This window comes from Streptomyces sp. XD-27, from assembly GCF_030553055.1.
GTDB lineage: Bacteria > Actinomycetota > Actinomycetes > Streptomycetales > Streptomycetaceae > Streptomyces.
The window spans coordinates 893,547-905,822 of the sequence record NZ_CP130713.1 but is presented as its reverse complement, the minus strand read 5'-3'; the positions used below and the strand labels follow the sequence as shown (position 1 = coordinate 905,822).

At 71.4% G+C, this 12,276-nt stretch carries 11 protein-coding genes; 8 read left to right on the top strand and 3 right to left on the bottom strand.

Annotated features, from left to right (window positions below; genetic code table 11):
- Nucleotides 1-41: 41 nt before the first annotated feature.
- From Q3Y56_RS03855 to Q3Y56_RS03820, 8 genes are all read left to right on the top strand, one after another.
- Nucleotides 42-2,585 carry an ABC transporter permease gene (locus Q3Y56_RS03855; RefSeq protein WP_304460567.1) on the top strand — a complete coding sequence of 848 codons (2,544 nt, stop codon included), beginning with the start codon at nucleotides 42-44 and terminating at the stop codon, nucleotides 2,583-2,585.
- Nucleotides 2,586-2,864: 279 nt separating this feature from the next.
- The gene (locus Q3Y56_RS03850) at nucleotides 2,865-3,530 is read left to right on the top strand and encodes an HAD family phosphatase (protein WP_304460566.1); all 666 of its coding nucleotides are present in this window, start codon (nucleotides 2,865-2,867) and stop codon (nucleotides 3,528-3,530) included.
- Nucleotides 3,527-4,228 carry a ribulose-phosphate 3-epimerase gene (rpe, locus tag Q3Y56_RS03845; RefSeq protein ID WP_304460565.1) on the top strand — a complete coding sequence of 234 codons (702 nt, stop codon included), beginning with the start codon at nucleotides 3,527-3,529 and terminating at the stop codon, nucleotides 4,226-4,228. Before Q3Y56_RS03850 ends, rpe begins: the two co-directional genes overlap by 4 nt.
- A 59-nt stretch (nucleotides 4,229-4,287) precedes the next feature.
- The gene (locus Q3Y56_RS03840) at nucleotides 4,288-5,121 is read left to right on the top strand and encodes a mycofactocin-coupled SDR family oxidoreductase (protein ID WP_304460564.1); all 834 of its coding nucleotides are present in this window, start codon (nucleotides 4,288-4,290) and stop codon (nucleotides 5,119-5,121) included.
- Between the two features lie 6 nt (nucleotides 5,122-5,127).
- Nucleotides 5,128-6,255 carry a transaldolase gene (tal, locus tag Q3Y56_RS03835; protein WP_304460563.1) on the top strand — a complete coding sequence of 376 codons (1,128 nt, stop codon included), beginning with the start codon at nucleotides 5,128-5,130 and terminating at the stop codon, nucleotides 6,253-6,255.
- A 61-nt stretch (nucleotides 6,256-6,316) separates the two neighbouring features.
- Nucleotides 6,317-6,976 carry an MFS transporter gene (locus Q3Y56_RS03830; RefSeq protein ID WP_304460562.1) on the top strand — a complete coding sequence of 220 codons (660 nt, stop codon included), beginning with the start codon at nucleotides 6,317-6,319 and terminating at the stop codon, nucleotides 6,974-6,976.
- Complete coding sequence (locus Q3Y56_RS03825; RefSeq protein WP_304460561.1) at nucleotides 6,859-7,521, top strand: MFS transporter; 663 nt, start codon at nucleotides 6,859-6,861, stop codon at nucleotides 7,519-7,521. The genes Q3Y56_RS03830 and Q3Y56_RS03825 overlap by 118 nt, the downstream gene beginning before the upstream one ends.
- Nucleotides 7,522-7,556: 35 nt before the next feature.
- On the top strand, nucleotides 7,557-7,868 hold the full coding sequence (locus Q3Y56_RS03820) for an antibiotic biosynthesis monooxygenase (RefSeq protein ID WP_304460560.1): 312 nt from the start codon (nucleotides 7,557-7,559) through the stop codon (nucleotides 7,866-7,868).
- 59 nt (nucleotides 7,869-7,927) lie between these two features.
- Here the strand turns inward: Q3Y56_RS03820 and Q3Y56_RS03815 are convergent, their stop codons facing one another.
- The 3 genes from Q3Y56_RS03815 to Q3Y56_RS03805 all read right to left on the bottom strand — a co-directional run bounded on the left by Q3Y56_RS03815 (nucleotide 7,928) and on the right by Q3Y56_RS03805 (nucleotide 12,186).
- Nucleotides 7,928-8,866 (bottom strand): hypothetical protein, encoded by a 939-nt coding sequence (locus Q3Y56_RS03815; protein ID WP_304460559.1) that lies wholly within the window; start codon nucleotides 8,864-8,866, stop codon nucleotides 7,928-7,930.
- A 107-nt stretch (nucleotides 8,867-8,973) separates the two neighbouring features.
- Nucleotides 8,974-10,587, bottom strand: a complete 1,614-nt coding sequence (locus Q3Y56_RS03810; RefSeq protein WP_304460558.1) for a DEAD/DEAH box helicase — start codon at nucleotides 10,585-10,587, stop codon at nucleotides 8,974-8,976.
- 222 nt (nucleotides 10,588-10,809) lie between these two features.
- A complete protein-coding gene (locus Q3Y56_RS03805) occupies nucleotides 10,810-12,186 on the bottom strand; it encodes an NAD(P)/FAD-dependent oxidoreductase (protein ID WP_304460557.1) in 1,377 nt (458 codons plus the stop codon).
- Between the last annotated feature and the right edge of the window lie 90 nt (nucleotides 12,187-12,276).

Below are 12,276 nucleotides of genomic sequence, written 5' to 3'. Positions count from 1 at the left end.
TCCGTACCCCGTCTCCGCGTCACTCCAGGACTGACACCACCATGCTGCGTACAGCCCTGCGCAACGTCGTTGCGCACAAAGCCCGATTGGTCATGACCGCCCTCGCGGTCCTGCTCGGCGTCGCCTTCGTCGCCGGCACCCTCGTCTTCGGCGACAGCGTCGCGAACGCCTTCCGCAACGCCTCCGCCAAGAGCCTCAAGGACGTGGCCGTCTCCATACAGGCGGAGGACGCCGGCGACAAGGACGGCACCGCCCTCGACACCGCGCTGGCGCGGAAGATCCGCGCGCTGCCCGGCGTCGCCTCGGTGCGCCCCACCGTCAACGGCGAGGCCACGCTGGCCGGCAAGGACGGCCGCCCGGTCAACGCCGACAACACCTGGCAGAACCTCGCCACGAACTACGTGCCCGGCAAGGGCGGCAAGGACAGCCGCTTCCCGCTCAAGGAAGGCCGCGGCCCGGCCGCCGCGGGCGAGCTGGCCCTGGACGCCAAGACCGCCGACAAGGCCGGTTACGAGATCGGCGACACCGTCCGCTTCGCCGTCGACGGGCCCGCGCTGACCAAGAAGCTGGTCGGCATCGTCTCCACCGACGACCCGCGGGTCACCGCGGGCGGCACGCTGACGCTGTTCGACACCAGGACCGCGCAGAAGCTGTACCTCACCCCCGGCCACTTCGACGAGATCGCGGTGGCGGCCAAGCCCGGCGCGAGCGACCGCGCACTGACCGACGAGGTGCGGGCGCTGCTGCCCAAGGAGGGCGCCACGGCCACCAGCGGTGCCGAGCTCGCCGCCGAGCAGTCCCGGCAGATCACCGAGGACACCAAGTCCCTCACCAAGACGCTGCTGGTCTTCGCCGGCATCGCGCTGTTCGTCGGCGTGTTCATCATCGCCAACACCTTCACCATGCTGATCGCCCAGCGCGGCCGCGAGATCGCGCTGATGCGGGCCGTGGGCGCCTCGCGCCGCCAGGTCGTGCGCGCCGTCCTCGCCGAGGCGGCCCTCCTCGGGCTCGGCGCCTCCGCCGCCGGGTTCGGGCTCGGCATCGGCATCGCCGCCGCGCTGCGCCCGCTGCTCAACGCGGGCGGCGCGGGCCTGCCCGACGGACCGCTGGTCATCTCGCCCGCGGCCCTGCTGTGGTCGCTCGCGGTCGGCGTCGTCGTGACCGTGCTGGCCGCCTGGCTGCCGTCCCGCAAGGCCGCGAAGATTGCGCCCGTCGAGGCGCTCAGCACCATCGACCAGGCACCGCCCACCCGCGCCCTGGTGGTCCGCAACGTGCTCGGCACGCTCCTCACCGGCCTCGGCGTGCTGGTCATGCTGTACGTCTCCACGCTCAAGACCAGCAACGAGTCGGACCTGATGATCGCCATGCTCGGCTCCGCGCTGACCCTGAGCGGCATGATCGTCCTGGCCCCGCTGCTGTCCAAGCCGCTGATCACCCTGGCCGGCAAGGTCACCACCCGTCTCTTCGGCGTCAGCGGCAAGCTGGCCAAGGAGAACGCGCTGCGCAACCCGCGGCGCACCGCCGCCACCGCCTCGGCCCTGATGATCGGGCTCGCCCTGATCACCGGTCTCACGGTGGCCGGGCACTCCACCCAGCAGGCCATGGACAAGGAAGCGACCCAGGGCCTGGCCGCCGACTACAAGGTCTCCAGCAGCTCCTACCACGGGCTCGAGGGGGGCGCGGGCGACAAGGTCGCGAAGGTGCCGGGCGTCGCGACCGCCGCGCCCGTCACGTCCGCGAGCCTCGAGACGAAGGGCCACTTCGCGTCGATCACCGGTACGGACCCGGCGGCACTCGGCAAGGTCGTGGACCTGGAGTTCCGCGACGGCTCGCTGGGCGACATCGGCCGCGGGAGGATCGCGGTGTCCGAGGAGTTCGCCCGGCAGGCCGGACTCCGGGTGGGCGACACGATCGACACGGACCTGGACTCCGGCAAGCCGGGCAGGACGCTGAAGGTCGTCGGCGTGTACGAGACGAACCGCGTCGTGTACGACGCGCTGGGCACGCTGAACGACGTGCTGCCGCACACCGGCTCCAAGAAGCTCGACAGCGTCCTGGTGAAGGCCGAGCCCGGCAAGGCCGCGGATCTGGACCGGGGCATCCGGAAGGCTCTCGGCGACAGCCCGCTGCTGAAGATCCAGGACCAGGAGCAGATCGTCAAGGACGGCAACGGGTCGATCACCCTGGTCCTCAACATGATGTACGGGCTGCTCGGCATGGCCGTCGTCATCGCGGTGCTCGGCGTCGTCAACACCCTGGCCATGTCGGTCTTCGAGCGCACCCGCGAGATCGGGATGCTGCGGGCCATCGGCCTCGACCGCTCCGGCATCAAGCAGATGGTGCGGCTGGAATCCGTGGTGATCTCGATGTTCGGCGCGGTGCTCGGGATCGGTACGGGCATCTTCCTGGCCTGGGCCGGGGGCAGCCTGACGGCGTCGTCGATGACGATGTACGAGATGGTGCTGCCGTGGGGGCGGCTCGGGATCTTCCTGGGGCTGGCGCTGGTGATCGGCGTCCTGGCGGCGATCTGGCCGGCCCGCAGGGCCGCGCGCCTGAACATGCTGCAGTCGATCCAGGCGAGTTGAGAGCACGACGCCGGGCGGGGCGGGGGAATTCCCCGCCCCGCCCCTTTTGCGTGCCCGCCTGCCCGCCGTGGTCCACACGGGCATCGGACTGCCGAATTCCGGCCGCTCCCGAATCGGTCATAGGCAAAGAATCTTCTGTCACGGGCCTTGACTCCGCAGGTCGAGTGCGTGGAATCAGCTGAACCGGAAGGACCGATTCGCCTACGCAGAGATCAACGACCGCCCACATAAGGTGAATATGCCAGCTGCTTGATCCCCTTCCTCGGGAAGGTACGTGTAATGAGCAAAGTTCACGGCGCGATCTTGTTCGATCTGGATGGCACGCTCGTCGACTCCTACGCAGACGCTGAGGACTGCTGGGGCGAGTGGGCCGAGTCCGTCGGCGTAGGTGATGTGTTCGACCTGGCGCGGTTCTACGGGCAGAAGCGCAGCGACATCGTGCGGACCCTGCTCCCGCACCTGTCCGAGCAGGAGATCCTGGACCACGCGGAGCAGGTCAGGATCGCCGAGCGGGCCCGGGTCGCGAAGGTGGTCGCGCTGCCCGGCGCGGCGGAGGTGCTCGCCTCGCTTCCCGGCGACCGGTGGGGCATCGTCACGTCGAACGACACGGAGGTCGCACTGGCGCGTCTGCGCAGCGCGGGCCTTCCGGCCCCCGACGTCATCGTCAGCGCGGACGACGTCGTCCACCCCAAGCCCCACCCGGAGGGATTCCTGCTCGCCGCGCGGAAGATGGGCGTCGACCCCGCGTCCGCGGTGGGCATCGACGACTCTCCCATGGGCATCGCCGCGGCCAGGGCCGCCGGCCTGACGACCATCGCGGTGCGATTCCGGCAGGAGGACAGCGCACTGCGGGAAGCGCACGCCATCGCGGACGGCGTGGGCTCCCTCACCTTCGAGATACGGCCCGACGGAATCGCCCTCCACATACCCGGAGTTCAGTCATGACCGTACGCATATCACCGAGCATCCTCGCGGCCGACTTCACCCGGCTCGCCGACGAGGCCGACGCGGTCGCGAACGACGCCGACCTGCTCCACGTCGACGTGATGGACAACCATTTCGTCCCCAACCTCACCGTGGGGCTCCCGGTGGTGGAGTCCTTGGTGAAGAACGTGCGGCTCCCCCTCGACATCCACCTCGGTGTCGCCGACCCCGACCGCTGGGCCCCGGGCTACGCCGAGGCCGGAGCGGGCAGCGTGACCATCCACGCGGAGGCCACCCACTCCCCGGTCCGCACGCTGCGGGCGATCCGGGCGGCGGGCGCCCAGGCCGGGCTCGCGCTCAGCCCCGCCACCCCTCTGCTGCCCTACGAGGGGCTGCTGGAGGAGGTCGACACGCTCCTGGTGATGACCGTCGAACCCGGCTTCGGCAGCCAGAAGTTCCTGGACTTCACGCTGGACAAGGTCCGGCAGGCACGCGAGGCCATCGACGCGCTGCGGCGCCTGACCGGCCGCGACATCCCCCTGTGGCTGCAGGTCGACGGCGGCGTCAACGAGAGCACCATCGCGCGCTGCTCCGAGGCGGGCGCGGACTCGTTCGTGGCCGGTTCGGCCGTGTACGCCGCCGCCGACCCCGCGGCCGCCGTGCGCGCCCTGCGCGCGAAGGCCCAGGACGCGAAGCTGGTCGTCGCCGAAGCGTCCTGACCGCCTGCACATCGCCCGTGCGGGGCACCCCCCCCACTTCACTCGGAAGGAACGATCACATGGGACGCGTAGAGGGAAAGGTCGCCCTCATCACCGGCGCCGCTCGCGGACAGGGGCGTTCGCACGCCGTCCGGCTCGCGCAGGAAGGGGCGCACATCATCGCCTCCGACATCTGCGAGGAAGTCGGAAGCACCCACTACACGCTGGCGACCAGCAAGGATCTCGACGAGACCCGGCGGCTCGTGGAGAACGAGGGCGGGAAGATCCTCACCGTCAGTGCCGACGTGCGCGAGCCGGAGCAGCTGAAGGCCGCGGTCGACGCCGGCTTATCGGAGTTCGGGCACATCGACATCGTGTGCGCCAACGCCGGAATCGGCTCCCTCGGACGGGCCTGGGAGCTCTCCGACAAGCAGTGGGGCGACATGCTCGACGTCAATCTGACGGGGGCGTGGAACACCGTGCGGGCCGTCATCCCGCACATGATCGAGGCCGGCCGCGGCGGGTCCATCATCTTCACCAACTCGGTGGCCGGCACCCTCGGGCGCCCCAACATGGCGCACTACGCGGCATCCAAGCACGGGCTCGTGGGCCTGATGCGGTCGCTCGCCAACGAACTGGCGCCGTATTTCATCAGGGTCAACAGCATCCACCCGGGCAATGTGGACACCGACATGGTGCAGAACACCACCGGGCGCAAACTGCTGCTGCCCGACGTGGAGGACCCCACCCGCGAGCAGGCCGCCGAGGCCTTCACCGAGCTCAGCGTCATCCCGGTGCCGTGGGTGGAATCCGTCGACGTCAGCAACGCCGTGCTGTGGCTGGCGTCCGACGAGGCCCGCTACGTCACCGGCGCGACCCTGCCGGTGGACGCCGGCGCGGCGATCAAGGCCTGAGCCCCGATGACGAATCCCCTGACGCGGCTCAGCGAACACGGCGTATCCATATGGCTGGACGACCTCAGCCGTGACCGTCTCGTCTCCGGCAACCTCGCCGCCGTCATCCGCGACAAGGCGGTGGTCGGCGTCACCACCAACCCCTCCATCTTCCAGCGGGCCATCGCCGGCGGCTCGGGGTCCGCGTACGAGGCGCAACTGCGGGACCTCGCCCTGCGCGGGGTCACCGCGGAGGAAGCGGTCCGGGTCCTGACGACCGCGGACGTGCGTGCGGCGGCCGACACCCTGCGGCCGGTGTACGACCGCACCGAAGGGCACGACGGACGCATCTCCCTGGAGGTGGATCCCCGGCTCGCCCACCGCACGGACGCCACCGTGGCCGAGGCCCGGCAGCTGTGGTGGATGGTGGACCGCCCCAACGTCCTCATCAAGATCCCCGCCACCCGGGCGGGCCTCCCGGCGATCACCCGGGCCATCGCCGAGGGCATCAGCGTGAACGTGACGCTGATCTTCTCGATCGAGCGGTACCGGGCGGTGGCCGACGCCTACCTCAGCGGGCTCGAAGCGGCCCTCGAAGCGGGCCGCGACCTGTCCGGCATCGAGTCGGTGGCGTCCTTCTTCGTCTCCCGGCTGGACACCGAGACCGACCGGCGCCTGGAGCAGGTGGGGACCGAGAAGGCCCTGGCGCTGCGCGGCCAGGCCGGGCTCGCCAACTCCCGCCTGGCCCACGAGGCGTACGAGGAGATCGTCGCCTCGGAGCGGTGGCGCGCCCTGGAGGCGGCCGGTGCGAATCCGCAGCGGCTGCTGTGGACCTCGACCAGCACGAAGAACCCCGCGTACCCGGACACCGCCTACGTCACCGGCCTGGTCACGGCGGGAACGGTCAACACCCTGCCGGAAGCGACCCTGGACGCCGTGGCCGACCACGGCGACATCCAGGGCGACACGGTCCGCGGCCGGTACGCGCAGGCCGCGGAGGTCTTCGCCGGACTGGCCGGAGCGGGCATCGACTACGACGAGGTCGTCCAGGTACTGGAGGACGAGGGGGTCAAGGCGTTCGAGGACGCGTGGCAGGCACTCCTCGGGAGTGTCGGCAGCTCTCTCCTGCGCCTGGGCGAGGGCCCGGCCGAGTGACGAGCGCGGACGCACGATGACGTCGACCGCCGTACCGGCGACGACCGAGAGCGGACCACGGGTGTCGCGGGCATTCGTGGTCCGGCTCGGGCTCGGCTACCTGGGCCTGTACAGCGCGGTGCTGTCCGTCGCGCTGGTCACCCTCGCCCTGCGGATCGAGGATGTCGACCCGCGGCACAAGGAGACCTCTCTCGCGGTGGTGGCGAGCCTCGGGGCCCTGGTCGCCCTGCTGGCCAACCCGCTGGCCGGGCGGCTGTCGGACCGCACCACCTCCCGGTTCGGGCGGCGCCGGCCGTGGCTCGTCGGCGGGGTCCTCGGCGGCACCCTCGGGCTGGCGGTCATGGCCCTGGTCCCGTCCGTCGCCGCGGTCGCCGCCGGATGGTGCCTGGCGCAGCTCTGCTTCAACGCGACCATCGCCGCGCTGGCCGCCACCGTGCCCGAGCAGGTGCCGGCACCGCAGCGCGGCCTGGTCTCCGGCGTCGTGGGGTTCAGCCAGCGCCTGGCCGTCCCCTGGGCATGGGAGCGGCCGCGCTGTTCTCGTCGGGCGCCGCCGGGTTCCTCGTCCCGGCCGCGGCGGCGGTGGCCGTCATCACCCTGTTCGCCGTGCCCCTGCGCGACCGCGCGGCGCCGTCCGGCCAGGTTCCCTTCTCCACGCGGGAGTTCCTCGGCAGCTTCTGGACCGATCCGCGCAGCCACCCGGACTTCGGCTGGGTGTGGCTGACGCGGTTCCTGACCTTCTTCGCCTCCGTGGCACCCGTGCCCTACCTCGCCTACTACCTCACCTCCGAGTTGGACGTCTCCGACGGCGAGGTGGCTGCCACCGTCGCGCTGCTGACCACGATCAACTACGGCCTCAGCGGCGTGACCGCGGCCCTGTGCGGCTGGCTCTCCGACCGCATCGGCCGCCGCAAGCCCTTCGTGACCGCGGCCGCGATCCTCCTCGCAGCGGGCCTCGCCATCCTCGCGACCGCGACCGCACTGCCCTGGGTGTACGTCGCGCAGGCGCTGCTCGGCGTCGGCTCCGGCTTCTACTTCGCCGTGGACATGGCCCTGGCAACTGAGGTACTGCCCAACTCGGCCGACATCGGCAAGGACCTCGGCGTCATCAACAGCGCCGACGTCCTGCCGCAGTCCATCGGCCCGGCCCTCGCGCCGCTGCTGCTGGCGGTCGGCTCGGGACACAACTACACCGCACTCTACCTGTTCACGATGGTCGTCGGGCTCGCAGGGGCCGTGACCGTCACCCGGATCAAGACCGTGCGCTGACCACCAGCCGCACCACTGGCCCTACGGAGGAACCCGTGATCTACGAATACGCCTACCTCTACATCACCCCCGGCCGCGAGGACGAGTTCGAGCAGGCGCTCGTCACCGCGAGCCCGATCCTGAAATCCGCGGAGGGCTGCGAGTCCGTCGACCTCTACCGCGACGTCGAGACCACCGGGTCCTACCTGCTGCGGGTCGGCTGGGCGCACCTCGACGACCACGTGGAGAAGTTCCCCAAGAGCGAGCAGGCGGGGAAGTTCGCCGCGGCCATCGAGCACTTCTTCGACCGCGAGCCCACCCTGCGCCACTTCGACACCCGGCCGGTGGGGCAGCCGTCCGTCGGCTAGGGCGGGCCCCCGCGCGGCGGTAGCGGGGGAGGGCCGGGGGAGCGGAGCGCCCCGGGCGCCTACGTGTGTGCCAGGTCCTCGTGCCGGACGCCGGGCCCGTCGTCCCCGACGGGCCCGGCTCCGGCCCCGCCGTCCGGCTCGCCGAACCAGGCGACCGCCACGGCTCCCGCCACGGCGAGGACGAAGCCCGCGATCGCGAGCCACAGGAACCCGGGGCGCGAGGAGTCGCCGAGCCACAACACGCCGAGGATCCCCGGCAGGATCGTCTCGCCCACGACCAGCGCCGCCGTGGCGCCGTTCACCGATCCGATCTGCAGGGCCACGGTGTGCAGGTACATCCCGACGGCGCCGGCGACGAGGATCGCGTACAGCGCGGGGTCGGCCAGCAGGGCCAGTGGGTCGAACGGATCCACCCCCTCCAGCACCCGTACTCCCACACCGATGGCGCCGAATCCGAGGCCCGACAGGAGGCCGGCGGTGATGGCGCCCCGGGAACCGAGCCGGCGGACCAGGAGGGTGCCACCGCCCATCAGCAGCACGGTGACCGCGAGCAGCCACCAGTGCGCCGCGTCGGAGCCCCGGCTGTCGCCCTCCGCCCCGGCCGCCGTGGCCAGCATGACCAGCGACGCGCAGACGACGCCGATGGAGCCCCACTCCGCACGGGACAGCCGGATGCCCAGCAGCTTGATGCCCAGCAGCGCGGTGACCACCAGATTGGCGCTGATCACGGTCTGCGAGAGGAACAGCGGAAGCAGCCGGGCGGCCAGCGCGCCGAGGCCGAAGCCCACGAAGTCCAGCACCGTGCCGACCATGAACTCCCAGGTCATGGCGGCTTTGGCGGTGGAGGACAGGCTCGGTCCGCCGTGCTGGGTGGTGCCGGTGGTGGACGCCGCGGCCGCCTCCCGACGGGCGGACTTGCGGGATCCCACGGCTTGCAGGACCGATCCCGTGCCGTAGCAGGCCGAGGCCGCGACGGCCGTCAGGAGGCCGATGATCACTAAGAGCTCCGTTCACGCGTGAGGGGGCCGAGCAGACTCCCGCGTGGTAGATGCGCCGCGGCGGCCGAAAGTTGCCTCACCGGTGCCGTCCGCCGACGGCACCGGGGTCAGGCCGTCGTACGGCTGCCGCCGCCCTGGGCACCGCCCTGCGCACCGCGCCGCGGACGACGGCGCCGGCTGCGGCCGCCCGCCCTCCCGGCACCGGACCCGCCGGAACCGGCCGCGCCCGCGGCACTGGCCGCGCCCGCACCGCCGGACCCGCTCGCGGCACCGGACCGGCCTCGGGCACGGGACCCGCCCGCGCCGCCCTTCGACCGCGTGCCCGCCTTGGCCTTGGCGGGTGCCTTCTGCTTGTGCTGGTCGGCGGCGGCCGGCACCTCGAGCGTCACGGCCACGCCGGACGGCTCGCGCGCCCCGGTGAGCCGCGCCAGTTCCTCGTCGCTGGACTTGATCCGGGCGGTGCGCGGGCTGATCCCGGCGTCCGCCATCAGCCGCGACATCTCCCTGCGCTGCTCGGGCAGCACCAGCGTCACGACGCTGCCGGACTCCCCGGCCCTGGCGGTGCGCCCGCCTCGGTGCAGGTAGTCCTTGTGATCGGTCGGCGGATCGACGTTGACGACCAGGTCCAGATCGTCGACGTGGATGCCGCGGGCCGCCACATTGGTGGCCACGAGCGCGGTGACGTGCCCGTTCTTGAAGTAGTCGAGGGTGCGGTTGCGCTGCGGCTGCGAGCGGCCGCCGTGCAGCGCGTCCGCTCGTACGCCGTTGGCGAGCAGCCGCTTGGCGAAGCGGTCGGCCGCGCGCTTGGTGTCCACGAAGAGGATCACCCGGCCGTCGCGGGCCGCGATGCGCATGGCCACGGCTTTCTTGTCGGTCTCGTCCGCGACGTGCAGCACATGGTGGTCCATGGTGGTCACCGCGCCGGCCGACGGGTCGACCGAGTGCACCACGGGGTCGGTCAGGAACATCCGGACGAGCCGGTCGATGTTCTTGTCCAGCGTCGCCGAGAACAGCATCCGCTGCCCGTCCGGCTCGACCTGCTTGAGCAGCGCCGTGACCTGCGGCATGAAGCCCATGTCGGCCATCTGGTCGGCCTCGTCCAGGACGGTGATCGACACCCGGTCGAGGGCGCAGTCGCCCCGTTCTATGAGGTCCTTGAGCCGCCCGGGCGTGGCCACGAGCACCTCGGCGCCGCGTCGCAGCGTGCCGGCCTGCTTGGTGATCGAGAGCCCGCCGACGACCGTGGCCAGCCGCAGGTTCACGGCCGTCGCGTACGGCGTCAGGGCGTCGGTGACCTGCTGCGCGAGCTCACGCGTGGGCACCAGCACCAGCGCGAGCGGCGCCCTCGGCTCGGCGCGGCGGCCCGCGGTGCGGGCGAGCAGCGCGAGGCCGAACGCGAGGGTCTTGCCCGAGCCGGTGCGGCCACGGGCGAGGATGTCCCGTCCGGCGAGGGAGTTCGGCAGCGTCGCGCCCTGGATCGGGAAGGGCTCGGTCACGCCCTGCGCCGCGAGGGTCTTGGCCAGGGCGGCCGGCATGTCCAGCGCGTCGAACGTCTCGACGGCGGGCAGCGCCGGGGTGACGGTCTCCGGCAGCGCGAACTCCTGCGGCGGCGAGGCCGTGCGGGCGGGGGCCCTGCCGGCGCCCTTCTTGGCGCCCTTCGCAGGGGCCGTACCGCGGGAGCCCGCCGGTCGCGTGCGCGCCGAGCGTGCGGATCGAGTCATGGGGAAATGCCTTCCTGGGCCTCACGGACAGCACAAGTCGGGGCCCGCACCGCGAAGGTGCGGGCCCCGTTGTAGGCCCCATCCGGAGCTGCCGGAAAACAACAAGGCGCCTGAGGAGGATTCCGGTCAGGCGCGCGGAGTTCATGGGTACCAAGAACGAATCGGGATCAGGCTAACATGCCCGCCCGTAAGAGCACCCCGGCACGGACCCGGCCACCGGGCTCAGGCGGAGGGGCGCGAGCGGCCGGACAGGGCCTGGGTGACGACCTTCGCCACCACCGCGGGATGGAACAGGATGGATGGCGGCGCCAGCATGTTGGCGACCCGCACGAACCGGGACCACACCCCCGCGTCGCGCACCGACACCGCGAAGAGGTGCGTGTTGTACCAGTGGGCGATCCTCGCCGTGACGGGCTGGTGGTGCGGGTTCCACATGAGGTCCGAGTTGATCGACAGCGTCCACGGCACCAGGACGATGCGCGCCACCGCGCGTTGGAACGTCCTGCTCAGACCGTCGAGGCCGGCCTTGAGCCGCCGGTGTCTGCCCAGCGTGCGGTGGAGGAGGTCGGCCTCCAGCGCGGCGACGGTCAGGCCCTGCCCGTAGACCGGGTTGAACACGCAGACCGAGTCGCCGATGGCGATCAGGCGGTCCGGCCATTCTTTGACCTTGTGGTAGGGACGCCACTGGTTGTTGACGTTGGTGTAGCGGTGGATCGGTTCCTGGCGGGTGCGGCGTTCGATCTGCTCGGCCAGATGGGCGTTGTCGAGGCTCTTGGCGAAATCCAGGTATGCCGCGTCGTCGGTCGGCGGCGCGTGGTCCCCGAACCCGATCAACGAGCACGTCCAGCGGTTCCGCTCCACGGCCAGGACGACACCGCCCCGGGGAATGTGGGGGGCGAACGTCATCTGGTAGGCGATGTTGAAGTCCGGATGGCCCTTCTCCGGCCGGTCGAAGTTCATCGACGTGTAGGTCATCTTCGCCTTCACCACGCGCTTGCGGGGGACCGGCAGGCCCATCTCCTTCAACCAGCCGTCCAGGGCGCTGGACCGCCCGGAGGCGTCGACGACCAGGTCCGCCGCGAGCTCCACCGGCTGCTCGGCGCCGTCCGTCCGGTACAGCACCCGGTTCACCGTGCCGGGGCTGCCCATTTTCAGGCCCTCGCACCGGGTCGAGGAGAGCAGCGTCACCTCGGGCAGCGCGAGCACCCTGCGCCGCAGGCGCCGCTCCAGTTCGTCCCGGGTGAACGACTGGATCTCCACGCCCGTCCGGGCCCGCGGGGCGAACCCGGACGGCAGCAGGAAGCTGATGTGCTCGCCGTAGTCGAAGACCGGTGCCCCGATGTCCTTCAACTCCGCACGGAGCCCGGGGAAGAGCTTCTCCAGGACCTCCGCGCCTTTGGCGAGCATGGCATGGGCGTGGTAGCCCTGCGGGCAATGGGGATGGGTACCGGTGTGCTCGTCCACCGGGTCCCGCTCCAGGATGACCACGTCGGAGAAGTGGTCCGCGAGTACCCGGGCCGCCACCAGACCGGCGTACCCGCCACCGACGACGACGGCCTTCCCCCAGCGGGCACCGGACCGGAGAGCTCTCTTCTTCATGGGTGCGTCCCTCCCTTGAGCCTGATACCCGCCAGCCATACCCGCCTTACGGGGCGGCGAGTCGAGCGTAGGGCCTCCGCCGTCGTGAAC